The following is a 22,505-nucleotide window of genomic DNA, read 5'->3' on the forward strand; positions in this document are numbered from 1 at the left end:
GTATGAGAAAAATACGTTTCGGCATAATAGGTACCAATTTTATCACCGACTGGATTCTTGAAGCGGCACGCGAAGAGTTGCGTTTCGAAGCCACAGCCGTCTGTTCGCGGAGTAGGGAAACGGGCCGGGCTTTTGCCCTTAAACATGGTATACCGCACCTCTTCACTTCGCCCGAAGAAATGGCAGCCAGTTCTTTGATCGATGCCGTATATATCGCTGTACCTAATTCGTTGCATGCGGCTTTGAGCATCCTTTTCATGCAACAAGGGAAACACGTCCTTTGTGAAAAGCCCCTGGCTTCCAATGCCAAAGAAGCCAGGGGAATGATCCGGACAGCCCGGCAAAATGGTGTTACTCTGATGGAAGCCATGAAATCGACTCTCACCCCCAACTTCCTGCAACTTCGCCGGTATTTAGCGGAAGCGGGATGTTTACGGCGCTATTTTGCCAGCTATTGTCAATATTCTTCGCGTTACGACAAATTAAAAGCAGGAATTGTATTGAATGCTTTTAATCCCGAATTTTCAAACGGAGCTTCGATGGATCTGGGCGTTTACACCATCTATCCCATGGTCGTCCTTTTCGGTCGCCCTAAACGCATCAGTGCCACAGGACTAAAACTTTCGACAGGCGCAGACGGACAAGGGGCTGTAAACTTCGAATACGAAAACCTGAATGCTACCGTTCTGTATTCAAAGATCGCAGATTCCTTTTTACCTGCAGAAATCCAGGGAGAAAAAGGAACTTTTATTTTAGACCGTATTCAAACCATCCGTGAAGTAAAATTTATCCCCAAAGGAGGACAACCCCGGGATCTCTCGCTCCCGGCCTCACACAACGAATATTATTATGAAATAGCAGAATTTATCGATCTGATAGAAAGAGGGCTATGCGAATCGACGATCAATAGTCATGATCATTCGCTCGCCACTCTTGAAATTATCGATGAAGTACGTAAACAATCAGGAATCATTTATCCTGCCGACAAATAACCACCATGAACAAAGCAAAAGTATATTTCACCAATCTGAGGACTAACCCCAACAGCAATCTGCTGGATAAAATGGAGCGTTTGGTCAGAAAAGCAGGCATAGCCGATATTTCATTCGAACAGCAGTTTACAGCAATAAAGATTCATTTCGGAGAGCCCGGAAATTTAGCTTACATACGGCCTAATTATGCCGCCCGCCTGGTACAAGTTTTACGCTCTCTAGGCGCCAAACCTTTCCTGACAGATTGTAACACGCTATATTCCGGACGCCGGGCCAATGCCGTGGACCACCTGCAAAGTGCTATGGAAAACGGTTTCAATCCGATTTCCGCTCAATGCCAGGTAATCATTGCCGACGGACTCAAAGGAACAGAGTACAGGGAAATAGAGATCGGAGGAGAATATTGTCAGGCTCCGAAAATCGGAGCAGCGATTGCCGACGCAGATATTATCGTCACGATGAACCATTTTAAAGGACATGAGCAGGCAGGATTCGGCGGAGCATTGAAAAATCTCGGCATGGGATGTGCCAGTGTAGGAGGGAAGCTCGAACTTCATTCTGCTTCGCAACCCGTTATCGATAGCCAGAACTGTAAGAAATGCGGCATCTGCATCAAACATTGTGCCCACGAAGCCATCCGCTTCAATGCACAACATATTGCAGAAATAGATTATTCACGTTGTGTCGGCTGTGGCCAATGCGTGGCGCTCTGTCAATACGACGCGGCCGTGATGGGCGAAAGCGACACTTCCGAACGCCTGAATTATAAAATAGCAGAATACACACAAGCCGTACTAAAAGACAAACCTCATTTCCACATCAGTTTTATCATGAACGTATCCCCCGAATGCGATTGCTGGAATCACAATGACGCTGCTATTATTCCGGATCTGGGAATTTTGGCTTCGTTCGATCCGGTAGCGCTCGATAAAGCCTGTGCCGATCTGGTGATCGCAGCCCCCGTCACCGGAGGGAATAAACTCTCGGAAGCTCATCCCCATGAACACCTGCAAGGAACGGATAAATTCCATCTGATCCATCCCGACACCAATTGGCTGGCCGGACTTCAACACGCAGAAAAAATAGGAATCGGGACACTCGATTATGAACTGATCTCCGTATGACCCATCGCGGTCATACGATAAAAAAAGAGCGCTGAGAAATTATTCGAGGCTAATCCCCTCATGAACATGTTACGAACTCCGGCCTACCCTTCGTTCGAATCCCGGGCTCAGAGAAAAGTTATCACAAATAAAAAAGGAAGTTTTTCTATAACTTCCTTTTCTGTGGGCGCTGAGGGATTCGAACCCCCGACCCTCTGGGTGTAAACCAGATGCTCTGAACCAACTGAGCTAAGCGCCCGTGCGATCTTGTTCGATTGCGGGTACAAAAGTAGTGCTTTTTTCTTTCACTCCAAACAAAATGCTATTTTTTTTCAAAATTATTTCAAATAATCGGCAAAAATCTCATCGAATAATTCCCCCCGGGTCAATTTCCCGTCCTTTACACAGATCGATTCCACCCGGCCACGGGCACACAATTTATCATCCGACAAGCGATAAATATCTTCTAAAAACACCAATTTAGCTCCTTCGCGGGATATATTTAATTTAACCGTAAAACGATCCCCACTAATCAAAGACACTTTATAGTCGATCTCGACCCGGGCAACCATCGCATCGATACCTTGCTGATGTAATTCCCCGAAATTAGCACCGGCATGCTCCAAAAATTCATGACGGGCATGCTCCATATAATGCTGATAATTGGCATTATTCACTACACCTTGCAAATCACACTCATAATCCCGGACTTTCATCTCCAATTCAAAAATATACTTTCTCATAGCTTTCATTTAAAATCACAACAAAGATAAGGGTTCTTTTTCACTCATTCGATTTATCTATATCAACATAGAAAATATCAATTGAAAATATTTTATTTATCGATACAATTGATATATTTTTGTATCGAAAAGAAAAAACAATAACAATTTAAAAATAAAAATTATGCAAACAATTATCAATTCTCAGCTTCCTGAATTCAGTGTACAGGCATTTCAAAACGGTCAATTTAAAACAATAACCGACAAAGATGTAAAGGGAAAATGGGGGATCTTCTTCTTCTATCCGGCCGACTTCACTTTTGTTTGTCCGACCGAATTAGTCGATATGGCCGAAAAGTACGAACAATTTCAGGCTATGGGTGTGGAGATCTACTCTGTAAGCACAGACTCTCACTTTGTACACAAAGCATGGCACGACGCTTCTGAAAGCATCCGCAAAATCAAATATCCGATGCTGGCAGACCCGACAGGAGCTTTAAGCCGTGCTTTCGGAGTCATGATCGAGGAAGAAGGAATGGCTTACCGGGGAACTTTTGTCGTGAATCCGGAAGGACAAATCAAAGTTGTAGAAATTCACGACAATAACATCGGACGGGACGCTAACGAGCTTTTAAGAAAAGTTGAAGCGGCTCAATTCGTAGCCACTCATACCGGCGAAGTTTGTCCGGCTAAATGGAAAAAAGGTGAAGCTACCTTGAAACCTAGCATCGACTTAGTCGGCAAAATTTAATCCCGAACTACTTTCAGGGTTTCAATGGTCCGCTCGGTTGCAGAAAAACCTCCCTACCATTGAAACCCTTTATCATTTTCTGAAAAAATATATATTATGTTAGAAACAGCATTAAAAGACCAGTTACGCACTATTTTTGCACCGCTGGATTCCCGATACACTTTTTTAATCCGGCTTAATCCCCGACACGAAAACCGGAATGAATTGATCGAACTGTTAGAGGATGTCGCCTCTTGCTCAGAAAAAATCAATTACCGGCTGGAAGAAGGAGAGGGGCTGGAATTTGAATTGCTGAAAAATGAACAAAAAACGAGGATCAAGTTCCGGGGCGTACCGAATGGTCATGAATTCACCTCTTTACTATTGGCCATCCTCAACAGTGACGGTAAAGGGAAAAACATACCCGACGAGAGTTTACAGAAACGAATAGCAGCCTTGAAAGGACCGATCCGATTGACAACCTATGTATCTTTAACGTGTACGAATTGTCCGGATGTCGTGCAGGCCCTGAACCTGATGACTATCCTGAACGACAACATACAGCACGAAATGGTAGACGGAGCAATACATCAAGCTGAAGTCGAGGCATTGAATATACAGGGAGTACCTTCGGTATATGCCGACGGTAAGCTCATACATGTCGGACGGGGAGAATTCGGAGAACTCCTTGAAAAATTAGAGGCAACCTACGGCTCTGTGAGTACCGGACAGGAAATCCCGGAAAAGAAATACGACGTTCTGATCGCAGGAGGTGGCCCGGCAGGCTCTTCGGCAGCAATCTACTCGGCCAGAAAAGGGCTGAAAGTAGCCATCATCGCCGAGCGTATCGGGGGCCAGGTGAAAGAAACCGTAGGCATCGAAAATCTGATCTCTATCCCTCACACGACAGGTAGCCAGCTTGCCGATAACCTGCGCACCCATATCCAACATTATCCGATCGATCTGTTCGAACACCGGAAAGTGGAAAAAATAGATCATACCGGAAAAGAAAAAATTCTTTCGGTAACCGGAGGAGAAAAATTTATCGCCCCGGCTGTCATTATCGCTACCGGAGCCAGTTGGCGGCGGCTGAATGTACCCGGCGAAACGGACTATATCGGTAAAGGAGTAGCTTTTTGTCCCCACTGTGACGGTCCTTTTTATAAAGGAAAACACGTGGCTGTCGTCGGAGGAGGTAATTCTGGAATCGAAGCAGCGATCGATCTGGCAGGAATTTGTTCTAAAGTAACTGTTTTTGAATTCCTGGAAGAGTTAAAAGCCGATCAGGTATTACAGGAAAAAGCGAAAAGTCTGCCTAACGTAGAAATTCTGGTCAACTCCCAAACGACCGAAGTGGTGGGTGATAAAGAAAAAGTGACAGGCATTCGCGTAAAAGACAGGGTAACGGGTAATGAACGCTTATTCCCCCTGGACGGCATTTTCGTACAAATCGGACTAGCAGCCAATAGCAGTGCCTTTAAAGAAGTTGTCGCCACCAATCGCCCGGGAGAAATCATTATCGATGCCCACTGCCGTACCAACGTTCCGGGTATCTATGCAGCCGGCGATGTTTCCACCGTCCCCTACAAACAAATTATTATCTCGATGGGAGAAGGAGCCAAAGCCGCACTCTCAGCCTTCGAAGACCGCATTAAAGGGGTACTGGATTAATATCACTTTGTTTTTGATTCGGTTCGCTTTTCAGGCCTCCTGATCAGCGAACCTTTCTTATTTTCTAAAGTATACTCAAAAAATACCGGCTGTTCAATTATAAATGATTGCAACTCCATAAGCGGGGACATCCAGAATTATTTTCGAATTATCATAGCTAAAACGGTTACCGAATAGAGAAGAGAAGTTTTCCTCCCGTTTCATCTTCGGCAAATCGAGCTTTAGAGAGACCGTTTCTTTGCCTTTGTTGAAAACCACGAGGACATTTTTACCGAAAAAGGAACGGATATAAGCGTAGATTTGCTTTTCCACCCGAAGGGGGATAAAATCACCATAGAGTAAAGCCATATGTTCACCCCGCAATTGATTTAAAGCGCTCAGCTTCGATCTCACGTTCAGCTGTTCGTCAGTCCATTCCTCTCCCTGACCAGCTATCCCTCCTTTTTTCGGCCAACCGATTTCATCCCCTTCCCAAATCATGGGAATCCCCGGAATCGTCGCATTAAAAGCCAGAAATTGGACTAATTTCCGATAGGCTGTATCCTGTCGCTCACACTGTACAGGCGAACGGGAAAATTCATCGGTACGGGTAATAAAACGCGGAACTTCGCCATCACCCGAATAATGAATCCCCAAACGGTCATTCTTCGCATCCTGCAAACTGGCATTCAATGCCTGTGCTAAAATTTCAAAACCCGCATCCGACCTGGCAAAAACCGCAGTGGCTTTATCAAAAACAAAGCGGTCTGATCCGGCAAGACTGTCCGTTACGACAACAGTTAACCGATACCGCTGAGCTTCCAGCTCCAACTTTCGAAGATCGGCCGACAAACTGCCGGCTAAAGCTTTCGGAAACAAACAGAGCGTATTTATACCCAAGTCTTTGAAATAACCTGCTGCCATTTTTTGACCGATAGCAGCTACTTCAATATTTGAATAAGCCGACTTCACCGAATCAGCTATAAACCCGGAATCCGGCGCGGATAACTCTCTCACTTTCAAACCATAAATAACAGCAGTCTTCTTATCTGTATCGTTCAATTGCCCGACTTCGGTAATCACCTTACCTCGTCTAAGAGGAATAATAATCGTATTTGAAATACCGAAACTGTCTTTCGCCCAAATTCTCAACTCTCCATACTTCAACTGGCGGGCAGCTTCGGGCAACACGATACCTACCCTCTTCTCTGTACAGGAAAGGAAATTTTCTGCCAGTTTATAATTTTGAAAATAAACAGCCCAGTCTATTACCGGAGAAGTACTCTGTAAAAAAAGCGTATCCCCCTTTACTTCATCGGTACCGATATAAAACCCAATATCCGGATTCGGCCGTATCACCGGAATCTGATAATCATATCCCTCGTAACGGATGTTCAAACCGGATAATAACACACCAGTATCCCCGGCAATGACTCCTAATGCAGGGACCGTCTTGTCCCAAGCCAACTTTACACCGGCAAGCGGAGTAATTTTTTTAATTTTCTCAGGATATAAGAAATAATCCTTCAGATCAACCCAAGTGGTATCAGACTTCAGAAAAACGGGCGAAGCCAAATGGATCAGAGCCGGTTGATCGGGAATTCGCAATTCTTTTGTCCTGCAACACACGATACAGGGTAAAATTATAAAAGGGATCAATATTCTCATCAACATTCGTAAATCATTAACTTATCAAAGATATAATAAATTTATTACCGATCGACAGACAGAGTAGAATCCCGTACAATTAATTCGGATTTCAACAGCCGGGTCACAGTCGGAGCCTCCTCTTTAGTCCCGATACGATGAATCAACAAACCGGCAGCGATATTCCCCACCCGGTACCCATCTTTATTCACAGTTGTCAAAGCGGGAAAGGTTACTTCTGTCAATGGGTCGTTACCATATCCGCAAACAGCGACATCTTCCGGTACCCTGCATTTCATCTGCCGGAGTGCACTCAATATATGCACTGCAAACGCATCGTTAGCAGCAAAAATACCATCGACTCCGGAATGCAACACCAATTGACGGGTAATTCTATAAACTTCCGACACATCTTCACATTCAACTACCAGTTGCTCATCGGCCAACAAATGCCGGTCTTTCAACGCCTGCAAATATCCTTTTTCTCTTTTCTGTGCCCAAAGATAACGGCGAGGCAAAGCAATATGTGCAATCTTCCGGCATCCACCCCCGATCATATGCCCGACCGCCATACAGGCCCCTTTATAATCATCCTCGAGTACCCGGTCGGTATCCAGGTTGGGAGCTATACGATCGAAAAACACCATCGGAATCCCCTCATACTGCAATTTCACAAAATGTTCCAGATCATTCGTCGTCCGGGCAGGCACAGCAACCAAGCCATCTATTCCGGATTTTTGAAGAAACTGACAGATCTTTACCTCTTGTTCATAATCCTCTCCATTTTCAAGCACAATCACCTTATACCCCGATGAATATGCAGAACGAATCACACTACTCACAGCACAGGCATAAAAATAATTTCCTAAACAAGGCACCAGCATAGCGATCGAGTTAGATCTTTTATTTCTCAGACTCAATGCCAATGCGCTAGGTTTATAGTGCAATTCCTGTGCCAAAGCCCTTACTCTTTCCTGAGTAACCCGGCTAATATCCGGATGGCCCTTCAGTGCACGCGAAACGGTAGAAGGAGCCAACCCAAGTATTTCAGCCAACTTTTTTAAGGATACAGAAACTGCCATATCTACTTTTTATTTTTTAACGCCTGCAAGTATGAAAAGTTTCAGAAAGCGATTTCTGTTATTTTCTGAAATAAAAACGATTATAACACAAAAGTTCTCGGAAGTTTAATATAGTTTTGATACGAAATAACTAGCTAAATCAAGATATATATTTTACATTAAACAAATAAAACAGTGTATGTGCGCGTAATGATGAATTTATGAATAAAGACTAAAATCAAAACAACAGTCCATTAAAATGCAGAAATATGTTACAGACGATTATTTAATTCTTATTTTTTATTATGTTTGTCACATTCCTTAGAGAAGGGAAATATAGAATTTAGTCGTTATTTTATTCTTGTCAGAGAAACCGCCAATTTTGAACAAAAGCAAGAATAAAATGTAATGTTCATGCATAAGCGTGGGCTGTTGTGTTTTGCTTTTAGGTGCTTGGCGGTACCCTTCTGACAGACACTCGGAACACGCTTTTTTTTAGAACTAAACTACGATTAAAATGAATATTAGTGCGGAAGAATTCCACATCCACTTTATCAGCTATGCAAATATCCCCTTTAAGGCAGGAATATATGCCAGTGATCTGACTATAGACTGGGGAGACGGAACAAGTTCGATTCTGAAAGAAAAACAATACTTCAACATCATCCATCACTATCAGCAAGAAGGACTGTTTCATATCAAAATTTCAGGCCACCGGATTTCAAATCTGAATGTCAGCCGGTTAAATTTAGTCGATTTACAACTCGAACATTGTCCTTCTTTGGAATATCTGAATTGTTCGATCAATGAATTAAAGGAACTGAATCTTTCTTCATGTCCAGCATTGGAAGAGTTGCATTGCAATTCCAACAATTTACAAACCCTGGATCTCAGTTCTAATCCAAAGTTGATGCAATTGAATACCTCCTATAATCTTTTAGAAACCCTCGACCTTTCTTTATGCCCTAAACTTCAATCTTTGTATTGTTCGTTCAATCACCTGACTTCGGTTTGTTTGAACCATTGCAGGGACATTCTTTATATAGACTTGTGTAATAACTCATTAAATAAAGAAAAATTAGATCTGTTATTCAGTCAATTACCCCACCGGACGGAACGGGCCATGATCTATTATCTGGAAAACCCAGGCAGTGAATTTTCTGATTATCATCTGCTCAAACTAAAAAACTGGGATTAACGGATACTTTTTAGTTTTTAGTTTTCACTTTTTGACTGAAATAATATAACTTTGCACCTCATAAATATCACCAAAATAAGGAATTAAATAAAATATATTATGGGAAGAGCGTTTGAATACCGCAAAGCACGCAAATTGAAAAGATGGGGTAATATGGCCCGTACGTTTACCAGAATCGGAAAAGAAATCGATATTGCTGTAAAAGCCGGTGGCCCCGACCCAGCAAACAATACCCGTCTTCGTATTCTGATCCAGAATGCCAAGGCTGAAAATATGCCCAAAGAAAATGTAGAACGGGCTATCAAACGAGCAATCTCTAAAGATACTTCCGATTACAAGGAAATCACTTACGAAGGATATGCCCCTTATGGTATCGCGATCGTGGTGGAAGCTGCTACAGACAACAATACCCGGACCGTAGCGAATGTACGTCATGCCTTCACAAAATTCGGGGGTTCGCTGGGAACGACCGGCTCACTCGATTTTATGTTCGACCGTAAGAGTGTATTCAAAATCAACAAACCGGAAAATTTCGATCCGGATGAATTCGAATTGGAAATGATCGATTACGGAGTAGATGAAATCTTCGAAGACGAAGATGGAGTAATCAATCTCTATGGCTCGTTCGATGCTTACGGAAATATCCAAAAATACCTGGAAGAAAATAAATACGATATCGTCAGCGGAGAATTCACCCGTATCCCTACCGATACGAAAGAGCTGACCCCTGAACAACGAGCAGAAGTCGATAAAATTCTGGATAAACTGGATGAAGATGATGACGTGACCAATGTCTATCACAATATCAAAGAAGATTAATTCCGTTTATTCTTGCAGAATTAAAAATATTGTTGCATATTTGCACCCGCAAAACGGAATTTATCCGTATGCAACAAAATGATGACTTCGTAGCTCAGCTGGTAGAGCAATTGACTCTTAATCAATGGGCCGAGGGTTCGAGCCCCTCCGAGGTCACTGAGAATAAACTACCTACTTTCGTAGGTGGTTTTCTTTTTATGCTTGTTTTTCTACTATTTAAGCAAGTTGTTTTAACTAACAATCATGTCCCGGAACGATTCAGGAAACGGCCGAATTATAATGATGACTCCAGCCAACCAATAACCCGGATTTCTTATATCCGGCACTAATGTATCCCGAAACCCGTAGCATACGACTAATTTTACCGGACGAGGTGATGTTGCCTCAGTTAAAATTATTAATATCATGATAATAGGTTATCTACGTGTCAGCACGGAAAAACAACATCCGGCCAACCAGCAGGATGAAATCAGGCGTTTTGCCGAAAGTAAACAACTCATCGTCAATCATTGGGTCACAGAAGTTGCCAGCGGCAAAAAGAGCGAACGCGACCGCAAACTGGGCGTACTGTTACGCCGACTTAAACGAGACGACACACTGATCGTCACGGAAATTTCGCGTCTGAGCCGGACGCTCACGGATATCATGGCGATTATGGGCAAATGTCTGGAAAGGGGAATAAATCTTTATACGACCAAGGAAGGCTACTCGTTCGACAACACGATCAACAGCAAAGTTCTGTGTTTCGCTTTCGGACTGGTGGCGGAGATCGAACGTAACCTTATCTCTATGCGTACACGCGAAGCGTTGGCACTACGGCGTGCGGAGGGAATGGTTTTGGGACGGCGCCACGGTAGCTATACCAAGATGAACGTACTGATCAAGAATCGACAGGTCGTTATTGCGATGCTTAATAAGGGAAAGTCCATAAGCGATATTTGCAAACATTTCGATCTTTCGCGCGATACATTTGCCAAATTCAGGATGAAATACCCATCTGTCCAGAAGGCGCTGGACAAAAAAGAACAACTTAGAATCAGTCGATTTAAAAACAAACAAATCAATGCTTAAGAAATGACGGAAATTCGGGTATATCACCGGATTCCCGCTCGATTTGACAGAAAGCCGCCATAACTATCCTCCTTTATGTGTTTATACGTTGATTAAAACGTTGGTTTTCAACTACAAATTTATATCGTTTTTAGTATATGTACAAGATTAATATATAATATTTTTATAATCAAAGAATTATGATTGCCCATATGTGCCGTTATATGGTTTTATACCATGTATTATTCGTCCGAGGCGTTCAGAGGAACGTTTAAACAAGATAGATACAAAGGATAACATCCAAGTTTATCGTTGGTTAGAAGTATTAATCCGATGATATTTGAATGTCGAATGAAAAAAATCTTATTCTTTCTATTTACCTGTGCATTGACCATTGGAAGCGTGCAGGCACAGGAAGCGGCGGATTCTATAAAAATCTATTATCGCCGCGGATACCGTAATGTCGATCCTTCATTCCGGGACAATCGGTCACAGCTGGAGTATTTCTTAAATTCGATCGGCGCGACATTAAAAAACGACCGTGTAGAAAAGATCGTCATCCGTTCATATGCCTCTCCCGACGGAGCGGTGCAGGCAAACGAACAATTGGCGGCCCGGCGGGCGGAAGAGCTGAAAGCCTATCTTGTCCGCGAAGGAAACGTTCCTCCCCATCTGATCGAACATCACGCCGAAGGTGTCGCATGGAACATGCTACGGGAGCAAGTCGTAGCATCCGACATGGCAGGACGTAACGAAGTATTGGACATTCTCGACCATACTCCGCTATGGATTTACGATGACAAGGGACACATCGTCGACGGCCGTAAAAAGCAGTTGATGGATTTGCAGAAAGGTAAACCGTATAATTATATGTTGGAGCACTTCTTTCCCGATCTGCGCAACAGCGTCAATATCACGCTCTATCTGCATGTCGTAGAGAAAAACTGCGAAAAACAACCTGAAACGGCTCCATCATACAAAGCCGAAAACACCGAGTCTTTACAAACTATCCTGGCCAAAGCACCTGCGGATAAGGAAATAGCCCATCCTGCAACATCGACACCGACAACCGTCGATGTAAAGCCGGTACGTTCGTATCCGGCAAATACCGTCGGTGTACACGCTGGATACTGTACCTCGTGGATCACCTCTTACGGACTGACCTCATCGGCAAAACCGGGTTACGAAATCGGCGTAACCGACCGGGTCAGGCTCAGCCGGCAACTGCCGTTCTACCTGCGAACAGGAGTGAGCTTTATAAACAAAGGATACGAGGTCAACGGATTCGACGACAGTCGTACCACGATGAATTACATACAAATCCCTGTGGGTATCGACTACACCGTCGCGTTAGGAAAACACTTCGCATTTATACCGTTCGCAGGATTATATTATGCAGTCGGTATAGGCGGGAAACGTGAGGTTGAAGATGAAAAAATCTCCATCTTTAAAAAAGAAGGTGGATTTTCACGCCACGACATGGGCGTTTCGTGCGGGGTCGATGCTGCGTTCGGTCGCTTCATTATCGGAGCGGATTACCATACAGGACTTATCGATATCGACAAAACCGACACGATGTACGGGGAAGACAACCACAAAGTAGGATACAAACATGTCAGGAACCACTGTTTCATCGTTAGAATGGGAATTAATTTTTAATCTGGAAATGTCATGAAGAAGATAATAACTTGTATGATTTTTGGCTTATTGTCGTTGATTTCCTGTACGGAGTACGACGAAATCGCCATATGGAACAAGAGCGAGTATATAGATTCGCGTCTGACCGCGCTCGAAGAGTTGTGCAGCCGGATGAACACCAATATAACTTCCCTTCAACTGATCGTAGAAGCATTGCAGGGCAACGATTACGTGACCGGTGTAACCCAGGTAGTAGAAAACGGGAAAACGATCGGCTACACAATCACCTTCATCAAAAGCGGTCCTGTAACGATATACCACGGGAAAGACGGCCAGCAAGGTACGGTGCCGGTGATCGGGATCAAACAGGATGGCGGCATCTATTATTGGACGTTCGACGGTGAATGGCTGACGGACGACCGTGGGGATCGGGTTATGGCACAAGGTATGGCCGGCAAATCGGCCTACGAACTGGCAGTCGAGAAAGGCTACCGGGGCACGCTCGAAGCATGGCTTGCATCGCTCAACGGAAGTAATGGCAACGACGGCAAATCGGCCTATGAACTGGCGGTCGAAAATGGTTATCGGGGCACCGAAGAAGAATGGCTGGAATCCCTCAAAGGCGATAACGGAAACAAAGGCGATAACGGCATCACCCCTAAGTTGGAGATCAGGGAAGACGGTTATTGGTATATCTCTTACGACGGGGGACAAATATGGACGAAACTGGATCGGGCTACGGGCGATCCCGGCCAGAACGGAGATTCGATGTTCAGCGATGTTGACAATTCCGATCCGGATTATCTCGTTCTGACACTGTCTGAAAACGGCGAACAGATAAAACTGCCCTACTACAAAGACAAATTCGACCTTTTGTTCGTCTCGGGAACCGACAAAGTGAAAGAGATGACAGTTTACTGTAGCGCAGGTACAACAGCAGTAGTAAACTACGAATTGACGAATCCTTTGAACGTACAAATTTCCATCGAATGCATTTCGCACAGCGGATACAAGGTTACGGTAGATAAAACCGGTAAGAAAATCTCTGTTTCCGCTCCCGACGAACCGGCAGCGATCAGCGAACCGGAAAGCGGGATACTGGTATTCGTTTCAGACGACGAACGCACCATAATGCGAAAGCTGGTTGTCAAACAGATGAAGTATATCGAATATACGGCACACCAACAACTTGGGTGGAATAATGGTGCATATGGCCCTCGTTTCGGGGGTAAAAACTGCACGTTTCTTGACGAGCAATGTACATACGACAAAAATACCAAAGAGGGTAAATGGGCTTATACCGGAACGGTCGAACGGGTGAACGACGGTGCATTCCTCTATGAAGACCAAATAATAAGCATTGTCTTACCTTCAGGGATCGAGACAATAGAGAGTGTCGCTTTTCAGCAAAGCAGCATAGAAACAATTGAATTACCGAATACTTTAAAATCAATTGGAAATACTTGTTTCGGGTATTCAAAACTGACCCGAATTACCATACCGAAAAGTGTTGTCTCATTGGATAGGGCTGTATTTAGTAAATGCGCCGAATTGATTTCGGCCGATATTCAGGCCAATATTGAAGAATTACCCTCCAATACATTTGAGCAATGCTCTAAATTACAAAATATCAAATTGCCGGAATCACTAAAAAGAATATCTAATAATACTTTTATAAATTGTTCTCTCTTGGAAGAGATCACAATTCCCGATGCAGTTACCGTGATTGATGATAAAGCTTTCAGTCAATGTTCATCATTGAAAAAAGTAATTCTCGGAACACAACTCGAAAGAATCGGTACAAATGCATTCAATCGATGTTCTGCATTGGAAACGATCTTATGTCCGGATGAGACTCCGGCTACCTTGGGGAAAGGTGCTTTTCCCGTAGCAGACGGCTGGACAGTCACCAATGCCAGCTATAAAATATATGTTCCTGATGAACAACTCGAAACATACAGACAAGCTTGGCCGGATTATTGGGCTGCCCCCAGTAATTTCCAAATAACGAAAGTCATATATGGGATAAGCTCGATGCCTACGCAATAGGTATAATGACATTTAATAAATATCCCTCGAATCGTTTGATCCGAGGGATATTTATTAGGACAGGTCTTCGGTAGATCTGCAATTTTTGTAAAACATTTCGCTTATTCCCGTTTCAGGGCAGATGATCGCTGTGAGCAATGAACTTTCCCGAATCACCCGAACAGACTGCGGCAGATGTCCGCTATTCTGGAAACGAATGCCACTTCGATATGAGTCGCTTTGCGGGTAAATCCTTTTTTATTTCCCAAAGGCACAAAGATTCGTTTAAAACCTAGTTTTTCGGCTTCCGATATCCGCTGTTCGATACGACTGACAGCCCGAATCTCACCTGACAGCCCGACCTCTCCGGCAAAAACCGTATCTGCCGGAAGAGCTGCATCGATATTCGACGACAAAACAGCCATGACTACGGCTAAATCCAGTGCCGGATCACTCACCCGGATACCACCGGCAATATTCAAGAAAACATCTTTAGCAGCCAATTTAAAACCGACCCGTTTTTCGAGCACTGCCAATAGCATATTCAACCGACGCGAATCAAAGCCCGTAGCAGAGCGCTGAGGAACTCCGTAAGCGGCTGTCGACACCAAAGACTGTACTTCCAATAAAATCGGTCTCACGCCCTCCACAGTAGCAGAAACCGCTATTCCACTCAATTCCTGATCATGATTGGACAAAAGTAGTTCGGAAGGATTGGTGACCTGCCTCAATCCTGATTGCAACATTTCATAAATCCCGATTTCGGAAGTCGAACCGAACCGATTCTTCATCGAACGTAAAATACGGTACATATATTGCTGATCACCTTCAAATTGCAGGACAGTATCCACCATGTGTTCCAGTATCTTGGGACCGGCCAATTGGCCGTCTTTCGTAATATGACCGATCAATATAGTAGAAATCGTATTTTCTTTGCTAAAACGAAGTAAGGTATTAGTACATTCACGAATCTGAGACAGACTACCGGGAATAGAGTCTACAGCTTCGGTAGCTAAAGTCTGTATCGAATCGATAATCAATAAATCGGGCAGAATAGCACGTGCATGCTGCAAGACCATTTCCAAAGAATTTCCGGAAAGGAACAAACATTCGTCATTTTCGGTTCCTAAACGCTGAGCTCTCATCTTTATTTGCGAAATACTTTCTTCACCGGATACATACAACACTTTTCCACAACGGTTATGAAGAGCGAACTGCAATACTAAAGTCGATTTACCGATACCCGGTTCACCACCTAACAGAATCATCGATCCCGGAACCATACCTCCTCCCAATACCCGGTTCAGCTCGTTATCTCCGGTATCCATCCGAACATCTGCATTCACTTTAATCTCAGACAAACGCAACGCTTTGGAGGAAGGATTACCTATTACTGCATTCCCCCGGCTTTTCGAAGTTACCTCGACTTCTTCCACAAAACTATTCCATTCGCCGCAAACATTACAACGCCCGGTCCACTTAGTCTCTTTCGCCCCGCAATTCTGGCACACATATATTGTTTTCGACTTTACCATATCAACTTATAATCCGATTAATAAAATTCTTCCTCATCTTCCCGGATACCGTTATTCATTTCTTTCACTTCTGCCTCGGAAATCGTCTCATCACAATCCAGACGCTTATTGATTCCGGCAGGACGGTCGAAAGGACGGTCGGACATTTTCAATCGGGGATCGGCATAAGCTTTCAGCAAAAATTTAGCCCAAATAGGTAAGGCCATACTAGCTCCCTGTCCATTAGCCAGATTTTGGAAATGGATGGAACGATCTTCTGCTCCAACCCAAACGCCACCGACCAAGTCGGGAGTAACACCCATAAACCAACCATCGGCATGCTTTTGGGTGGTACCGGTCTTTCCCCCCATCGGATTCATCAGTTTATATTTATAACGCAAACGGACACCTGTCCCGCCAGTCACTACGCCTTCCAGCAAATTACACATCAGATAAGCCGTATTCTCAGTGATGACTTCCCGGGATTCGGGACGGAATTCCTGAAGTACATTCCCATATTTATCTTCAATCCGATAGACAGGCAGCGGAGAATTGTATACACCCTTATTCGCAAAAATCGAGTAAGCTGCCACCATTTCTTTTACCGTAATTTCAGCAGTACCTAAAAATACAGAAGGTACCGGATCGATAAAACTGGTAATCCCCATCTTATGGGCCATTTGAGCAACAGCTTCGGGAGTAAATTGTTTCAATACCCAAGCCGAAATATTATTCTCCGAATTGGCCAATCCCCAACGTAAAGTAACCATTTCTCCCTGACGTTTCGTACCTCCCCGTGCCGACCAGGGTTCACCTGTCGGAAGGATAAAGGTTTGGGGAATATTCGGCACTTTATCACAAGGCCCGAGACCTTCCTGCATAGCCAGGGTATATAAGATCGGTTTGATGGTAGAACCGACCTGTCGCTTTCCGGCACTCACCATATCGTACATAAAATAACGGTAATCCGGTCCGCCGACATAAGCTTTGATATAACCTGTCTGAGGCTGCATAACCATAAATCCCGAGCGGAAAAATGATTTATAATGTTTGATAGAATCCAAAGGTGTCATCACTGTATCCCGGATACCGCTCCAGGTAAATACCTGCATTTCCAAAGGTTGATCGAACGTCTTCCGGATTTCGTCGAAACTCATCCCTTGCTTACTCAGTACCCGATAACGCTCGGACTGACGGATAGAACGGTCCAGCACCTCTTCAATCTCGGCAGGTGTCATGTCGTTAGAAAAAGGAGGACGGAGTTTTTTCACTTTTTCTTTATCGAATAAAGGCTGCAAATCCTGAGAAAGATGCTCGCGTACAGCTTCTTCAGCATATTTCTGCATTCTGGAATCCAAGGTCGTATAGATTTTCAATCCATCGGAATACAAATCATAATGCGAACCGTCTACTTTTACATTCTTTTTACACCACCCATACAAAGGATTGGTTTCCCAGACAATCGAATCCAGCCTGAACTGTGATAAATCTCTGTAACGTTTTCTATCGGGCTTATTCGCAGTCATAAACAAACGAAGATATTCCCGGAAATAAGTTGCTAATCCTTCTTTATGATCGACCCGTTTAAAATTCAATCCCAAGGGTAACTTCTTTAAAGAATCACACTCTTCGCGGGTGATTTTATCGTATTTATACATTTGAGATAAAACGACATTCCGGCGGTTTAAAGTGAGCTCAGGACGACGGACCGGATTATAGTAAGAAGAATTCTTAGCCATCCCGATCAACATAGCCGCCTGTTCGACTTTCAACGAATCCAAGGGAACCTGGAAATAAATATCTGCAGCCGAGCTGATTCCTACAGCCAGATTCAGAAAATCATATTTGTTGAGATACATGGTCAGAATTTCTTCTTTCGTATAGCTTTTTTCCAAACGTACTGCAATCACCCATTCCCGGAATTTACGAATCGCCAATTCAAACACATTCAAATCGGATTCACGGGGAAAAAGCATTTTCGCCAATTGCTGACTGATGGTACTTCCACCTCCAGCCGAAGTATTAGCCGTAAGTAATCCCTTAGCTACCCGGAACAATCCCCTCACATCGACTCCGCTATGATCGTAAAAACGGACATCTTCGGTAGCGATCAACGCATCGATCACAGATTGTGGAATTTCCCGGTATTCGATATATTTCCGGTTTTCCTTCTCAAAATAACGGTTCATGATAGGCCCGTCGGCAAAATAAACTTCGGAAGCAAACCGATTATTGGGATTCTCCAATTCTTCGAATGTAGGCATAAATCCTAATTTCCCGGCCGATATCAACCAAAAGAAAACAAAAACTCCGATAATGCCTACCAGCACTACCGACCAAAAGATCACAAAGAATTTCCAATATTTTTTAAACATACTCTTCCATCAAAATTTATCGGCACCGCTTTTATTGTTTAGAAGCTCTCGGTTTGTTTAGAAAACATTGTTCTTCTCGAAAAAGCCAGAAACTCTGTTAGGAGAAACCTACAGCTTTTGTATTCAATTTGACAATGAATACTCTTAACAGAAAATCCCAGGGATTTTCTCCCAACAGAATCGAAGGTTCTCTCTACAATTCCAAAGGAATTCTCAACAATAAAAACAGTATCGTTTTTATTATGTGCCAAAGATAATGAAAATCAGATAAAAAAAAACGGTCAGCGTCCTGTTTGATCACCGATCGTTTTCGGGCTTACCGTAAAATTAATGTCATCGGTTTGACTAATCGGAGGCAGGAAACCCAACCTGTTTTTATCAAAATCCATAGCACAGAAAACAGAATAAAAAATAGAATATTCACAAAATAAAGAACTCGGCAATGATTTATTACTGTATTTGCTTTTAAATCATTACTCGTTGAAAAAACAAGAAACCATCAAATTATTATTCAATAAATTACCGGATAACTTATCTTATACTCAGAAAAAATATAAAATTCAGAATCTCCTAACCAAGCTGAGAAAACAAGGTAAAATTCTAAAATAAGAATCAGAGAACTTTATCTTAGCGGTGGTTAGTCCGATTTAAATGCTGAATATATCTGCATTATTGAAAATAAAAGCTTTTATAATTCATTTTTTTATTGAATTATAAAAGCTTTTCAAACCAAACGCAAATTATTTATACTCGTCCCAGCTTTTGATCGCTATATCTTGCCGGTCGACTTTACAGATGGCATAAATGAAAGCACTGGCCAGACGAGCATTGGTAATCAGAGGGATATTATAATCCACGGCAGCCCGACGAATTTTATAACCGTTATCCAATTCCCGTTTTGTATGATTCTTCGGAATGTTAATCACCATATCTATTTTTTTATTCCGCAGGTAGTCCATAATATTCGGTTCTTTCTCTTCGTCGGGCCAATGAAGGATGGTGACACGAATACCGTTTTCCTCAAAGAACTTAGCCGTGCCTGCTGTTGCAAAAATATGATATCCTTTGGCAATGAGCATTTTTGTAGAATTGAGTAATTCCACTTTTGAACGGCTGGGGCCCGAAGAAATCAGAATATTCTTTTCAGGAATCCGGTTACCTACAGAAATCATACTCTTTAAGATAGCTTCGTAATAGTTTTCACCGATACATCCCACCTCTCCGGTAGACGACATATCCACTCCTAACACCGGATCGGCCTTTAACAAACGGGCAAACGAAAATTGAGAAGCTTTGACTCCGACATAATCCAAATCGAAAACCGATTTATTCAATTCGGCTACATGTTCACCCAACATAATCCGGGTTGCCATTTCGATAAAGTTATATTTCAAAACTTTCGATACGAACGGAAAACTCCGCGAAGCACGCAGGTTACATTCGATCACTTTGATATCGTTGTCTTTGGCCAGGAATTGCATATTGAAAGGCCCGGAAATATTCAGTTCTTTCGCAATAGCACGGGCAATCCTTTTAATCCGCCGCATGGTTTCCACGTATAGTTTTTGTGCCGGAAAGACAATCGTAGCATCTCCGGAATGTACGCCGGCAAACTCTACGTGTTCACTAATGGCATAGGCTTTTATTTCTCCATGCTGAGCTACGGCGTCTATTTCTACTTCTTTAGCCTGTTCGATAAATTCGGTCACCACAACCGGATGATCTTTAGATACTTCAGCAGCTAGTTCGAGAAAATGAACCAATTCTTCCCTATTGGATACAACATTCATTGCAGCTCCCGAAAGGACATATGAAGGACGAATCAACAAAGGAAATCCGACCTCATCGACAAACGTATAAATATCCTCCAGACTGGTCAATTCTTTCCAGCGGGGTTGATCGATACCCAGATGATCACACATCGTGGAAAATTTCTGACGGTCTTCGGCCCGGTCGATAGATTCTGCCGATGTACCTAAAATATTGACATGCTGACCGTTCAGACGCATCGCCAGGTTATTCGGAATTTGTCCACCGGTAGAAACAATCACTCCCCTCGGTTCTTCCAGCTCTACAATATCCATCACACGCTCGAAAGACAATTCGTCGAAATAAAGACGATCGCAGGTATCGTAATCCGTACTCACCGTCTCCGGATTATAATTAATCATCACAGAACGGTATCCCATCTTATTGATCGTATTCAAAGCACTGACCCCACACCAGTCGAATTCTACGCTACTACCGATCCGATAGGCTCCGGAACCCAGTACAATGACCGACCGGCCGTCATGTTCATACTGAATATCGTTTTCCGTCCCATTATAGGTCACATACAGGTAATTGGTCATTGCCGGATATTCTCCGGCCAACGTATCTATCTGTTTAACACAAGGTAAAATTCCCAATCCTTTCCGATATTCACGCACTTCCAGCATTTTTTGATGAGCAGTCAGCCGATCGTCTTTGATTGTCAGACGTCCGATCTGAAAATCTGAAAATCCCATTTGTTTTGCTTTCCGAAGCAGAACAGAACTCACTCCTGTAATGGTCGAATATTTATTCAGCTCATTTTTCAGATAATGGATATTTTGTAACCTCTCCAAAAACCATTTATCGATACGTGTCATCTCATGTATTTTATCCACATCGTATCCTCTGTCGAAAGCTTCGGCGATAGCAAAAACCCGTTTATCCGTGGGATTCACCAATTCTTCATCGATATCCGGGATTTCAATCTTATTTCCGGCAAATCCGTGCATACCTTGTCCCACCATCCGGAGTCCTTTTTGTATCGCTTCTTCAAAAGTACGTCCGATAGCCATGATTTCTCCGACGCTCTTCATAGAGGATCCGATCAGCTTGGATACTCCTTCGAACTTATTCAAATCCCAGCGCGGAATTTTACAAACGACATAATCCAAAGCCGGTTCGAAACAAGCGGTAGTCACTTTTGTAACAGAATTTTTAATCTCATGTAAACCGTATCCCAATCCTAATTTGGCAGCCACGAAAGCCAGGGGATAACCCGTCGCTTTCGAGGCCAAAGCACTGGAACGGGACAAACGGGCATTCACCTCGATCACCCGGTAATCTTCAGAGTTCGGATCCAGGGTATACTGAACATTACATTCTCCGACAATTCCGATGTGACGAATAATCTTGATAGCGATAGCCCGAAGTTTATGATATTCACTGTTACTCAAAGTCTGAGAAGGAGCCACTACGATACTTTCACCGGTATGAATTCCCAGTGGATCGAAATTTTCCATATTGCATACGGTGATACAGTTATCGTACTGATCACGGACAACTTCATATTCTACTTCTTTCCAACCTTTCAAAGATTCTTCGATCAACACCTGAGGCGAATAAGAGAAAGCACTGGCAGCCAATTTACGAAGTTCTTCTTCATCGGAACAAAAGCCTGAACCCAAACCTCCTAAAGTGTAGGCAGCACGTACAATAATCGGGAAACCGAGTTCTTTCGAAGCAGCGATGGCTTCTTCCATGCTATTGGCAGCAATACTACGAGGGGTTTTTACATCTATTTCGCGTAATTTATTGGCAAAAATCTCCCGGTCCTCCGTATCGATAATCGCCTGCACAGGAGTACCCAATACCTGCACATCATATTTTTCAAGGATGCCTTTCTGATACAATTCGACACCACAATTCAATGCAGTCTGCCCCCCGAAAGAAAGCAAAATACCATCAGGCCGTTCTTTTTTGATGACTTCTTCTACATATTCAGGAGTAACCGGTAAATAATAAATTTTATCGGCCACCCCTTCCGAAGTCTGCACAGTAGCAATATTCGGATTAATCAGCACACTGTATTTTCCCTCTTCACGGATGGCTTTCAAAGCCTGGGATCCAGAATAGTCGAATTCACCGGCTTGACCGATTTTCAATGCTCCCGAACCCAATAATAATATTTTATTTATTTCCTTCATGTCGATTTTAATCTTAGCTGGT

At 43.3% G+C, this 22,505-nt stretch carries 15 protein-coding genes and 2 tRNA genes; 10 read left to right on the top strand and 7 right to left on the bottom strand.

Going from position 1 to position 22,505, the window contains the following annotated elements; genetic code table 11:
* Positions 1-2: 2 nt before the first annotated feature.
* Complete coding sequence (locus tag WS34_RS03775; protein ID WP_046403238.1) at positions 3-992, top strand: Gfo/Idh/MocA family protein; 990 nt, start codon at positions 3-5, stop codon at positions 990-992.
* 5 nt (positions 993-997) lie between these two features.
* Positions 998-2,116, top strand: coding sequence for a DUF362 domain-containing protein (locus WS34_RS03780; protein WP_046403240.1), 1,119 nt, complete (start codon positions 998-1,000; stop codon positions 2,114-2,116).
* 163 nt (positions 2,117-2,279) lie between these two features.
* On the opposite strand, the gene WS34_RS03785 is transcribed toward WS34_RS03780, so the two are convergent.
* Positions 2,280-2,354, bottom strand: a tRNA-Val gene (locus WS34_RS03785).
* Positions 2,355-2,433: 79 nt separating this feature from the next.
* Complete coding sequence (locus tag WS34_RS03790) at positions 2,434-2,838, bottom strand: acyl-CoA thioesterase (RefSeq protein WP_046403349.1); 405 nt, start codon at positions 2,836-2,838, stop codon at positions 2,434-2,436.
* Between the two features lie 163 nt (positions 2,839-3,001).
* Here WS34_RS03790 and ahpC point away from each other — a divergent pair, with 163 nt between their 5' ends.
* Both ahpC and ahpF read left to right on the top strand, forming a co-directional pair.
* Complete coding sequence (ahpC, locus tag WS34_RS03795; RefSeq protein WP_046403243.1) at positions 3,002-3,568, top strand: alkyl hydroperoxide reductase subunit C; 567 nt, start codon at positions 3,002-3,004, stop codon at positions 3,566-3,568.
* A gap of 96 nt (positions 3,569-3,664) precedes the next feature.
* A complete protein-coding gene (ahpF, locus tag WS34_RS03800; protein ID WP_046403245.1) occupies positions 3,665-5,218 on the top strand; it encodes an alkyl hydroperoxide reductase subunit F in 1,554 nt (517 codons plus the stop codon).
* A 93-nt stretch (positions 5,219-5,311) separates the two neighbouring features.
* Here ahpF and WS34_RS03805 read toward each other — a convergent pair whose 3' ends face one another.
* Together WS34_RS03805 and WS34_RS03810 are read right to left on the bottom strand one after the other, a co-directional pair.
* Positions 5,312-6,871 carry an alpha-glucosidase C-terminal domain-containing protein gene (locus WS34_RS03805; protein ID WP_046403247.1) on the bottom strand — a complete coding sequence of 520 codons (1,560 nt, stop codon included), beginning with the start codon at positions 6,869-6,871 and terminating at the stop codon, positions 5,312-5,314.
* A 38-nt stretch (positions 6,872-6,909) separates the two neighbouring features.
* Positions 6,910-7,926: a LacI family DNA-binding transcriptional regulator gene (locus WS34_RS03810; RefSeq protein WP_046403249.1), complete on the bottom strand. Its 1,017-nt coding sequence runs from the start codon at positions 7,924-7,926 to the stop codon at positions 6,910-6,912.
* A 496-nt stretch (positions 7,927-8,422) separates the two neighbouring features.
* On the opposite strand from WS34_RS03810, the gene WS34_RS03815 reads away from it, so the two are divergent.
* The 6 genes from WS34_RS03815 to WS34_RS03840 all read left to right on the top strand — a co-directional run bounded on the left by WS34_RS03815 (position 8,423) and on the right by WS34_RS03840 (position 14,659).
* The gene (locus WS34_RS03815; RefSeq protein ID WP_046403251.1) at positions 8,423-9,103 is read left to right on the top strand and encodes a leucine-rich repeat domain-containing protein; all 681 of its coding nucleotides are present in this window, start codon (positions 8,423-8,425) and stop codon (positions 9,101-9,103) included.
* A 99-nt stretch (positions 9,104-9,202) separates the two neighbouring features.
* A complete protein-coding gene (locus WS34_RS03820; protein ID WP_046403253.1) occupies positions 9,203-9,922 on the top strand; it encodes a YebC/PmpR family DNA-binding transcriptional regulator in 720 nt (239 codons plus the stop codon).
* Positions 9,923-10,005: 83 nt separating this feature from the next.
* A tRNA-Lys gene (locus tag WS34_RS03825) sits at positions 10,006-10,078 on the top strand.
* A 249-nt stretch (positions 10,079-10,327) separates the two neighbouring features.
* Positions 10,328-10,993, top strand: a complete 666-nt coding sequence (locus tag WS34_RS03830; protein WP_022159809.1) for a recombinase family protein — start codon at positions 10,328-10,330, stop codon at positions 10,991-10,993.
* A gap of 330 nt (positions 10,994-11,323) precedes the next feature.
* On the top strand, positions 11,324-12,631 hold the full coding sequence (locus WS34_RS03835) for an outer membrane beta-barrel protein (protein ID WP_046403256.1): 1,308 nt from the start codon (positions 11,324-11,326) through the stop codon (positions 12,629-12,631).
* A 12-nt stretch (positions 12,632-12,643) separates the two neighbouring features.
* On the top strand, positions 12,644-14,659 hold the full coding sequence (locus WS34_RS03840) for a leucine-rich repeat protein (protein ID WP_046403259.1): 2,016 nt from the start codon (positions 12,644-12,646) through the stop codon (positions 14,657-14,659).
* Between the two features lie 152 nt (positions 14,660-14,811).
* Here the strand turns inward: WS34_RS03840 and radA are convergent, their stop codons facing one another.
* The 3 genes from radA to carB form a co-directional block, all read right to left on the bottom strand.
* Positions 14,812-16,173 carry a DNA repair protein RadA gene (gene radA / locus WS34_RS03845; protein WP_022161373.1) on the bottom strand — a complete coding sequence of 454 codons (1,362 nt, stop codon included), beginning with the start codon at positions 16,171-16,173 and terminating at the stop codon, positions 14,812-14,814.
* Between the two features lie 17 nt (positions 16,174-16,190).
* Positions 16,191-18,527 (bottom strand): transglycosylase domain-containing protein, encoded by a 2,337-nt coding sequence (locus WS34_RS03850; protein WP_022161374.1) that lies wholly within the window; start codon positions 18,525-18,527, stop codon positions 16,191-16,193.
* Positions 18,528-19,267: 740 nt separating this feature from the next.
* Positions 19,268-22,483, bottom strand: coding sequence for a carbamoyl-phosphate synthase (glutamine-hydrolyzing) large subunit (carB, locus tag WS34_RS03860; protein ID WP_046403261.1), 3,216 nt, complete (start codon positions 22,481-22,483; stop codon positions 19,268-19,270).
* Positions 22,484-22,505: the final 22 nt, after the last annotated feature.

Source organism: Odoribacter sp. N15.MGS-14, assembly GCF_000980245.1.
In the GTDB taxonomy this organism is placed as follows: Bacteria; Bacteroidota; Bacteroidia; order Bacteroidales; family Marinifilaceae; genus Odoribacter; species Odoribacter splanchnicus.

Coding starts and splice junctions, on each gene's coding strand:
- WS34_RS03775 (WP_046403238.1), top strand. CDS start 3: ATGAGAAAAATACGTTTCGGCATAATAGGTACCAATTTTATCACCGAC.
- WS34_RS03780 (WP_046403240.1), top strand. CDS start 998: ATGAACAAAGCAAAAGTATATTTCACCAATCTGAGGACTAACCCCAAC.
- WS34_RS03790 (WP_046403349.1), bottom strand. CDS start 2,838: ATGAGAAAGTATATTTTTGAATTGGAGATGAAAGTCCGGGATTATGAG.
- ahpC (WP_046403243.1), top strand. CDS start 3,002: ATGCAAACAATTATCAATTCTCAGCTTCCTGAATTCAGTGTACAGGCA.
- ahpF (WP_046403245.1), top strand. CDS start 3,665: ATGTTAGAAACAGCATTAAAAGACCAGTTACGCACTATTTTTGCACCG.
- WS34_RS03805 (WP_046403247.1), bottom strand. CDS start 6,871: ATGTTGATGAGAATATTGATCCCTTTTATAATTTTACCCTGTATCGTG.
- WS34_RS03810 (WP_046403249.1), bottom strand. CDS start 7,926: ATGGCAGTTTCTGTATCCTTAAAAAAGTTGGCTGAAATACTTGGGTTG.
- WS34_RS03815 (WP_046403251.1), top strand. CDS start 8,423: ATGAATATTAGTGCGGAAGAATTCCACATCCACTTTATCAGCTATGCA.
- WS34_RS03820 (WP_046403253.1), top strand. CDS start 9,203: ATGGGAAGAGCGTTTGAATACCGCAAAGCACGCAAATTGAAAAGATGG.
- WS34_RS03830 (WP_022159809.1), top strand. CDS start 10,328: ATGATAATAGGTTATCTACGTGTCAGCACGGAAAAACAACATCCGGCC.
- WS34_RS03835 (WP_046403256.1), top strand. CDS start 11,324: ATGAAAAAAATCTTATTCTTTCTATTTACCTGTGCATTGACCATTGGA.
- WS34_RS03840 (WP_046403259.1), top strand. CDS start 12,644: ATGAAGAAGATAATAACTTGTATGATTTTTGGCTTATTGTCGTTGATT.
- radA (WP_022161373.1), bottom strand. CDS start 16,173: ATGGTAAAGTCGAAAACAATATATGTGTGCCAGAATTGCGGGGCGAAA.
- WS34_RS03850 (WP_022161374.1), bottom strand. CDS start 18,527: ATGTTTAAAAAATATTGGAAATTCTTTGTGATCTTTTGGTCGGTAGTG.
- carB (WP_046403261.1), bottom strand. CDS start 22,483: ATGAAGGAAATAAATAAAATATTATTATTGGGTTCGGGAGCATTGAAA.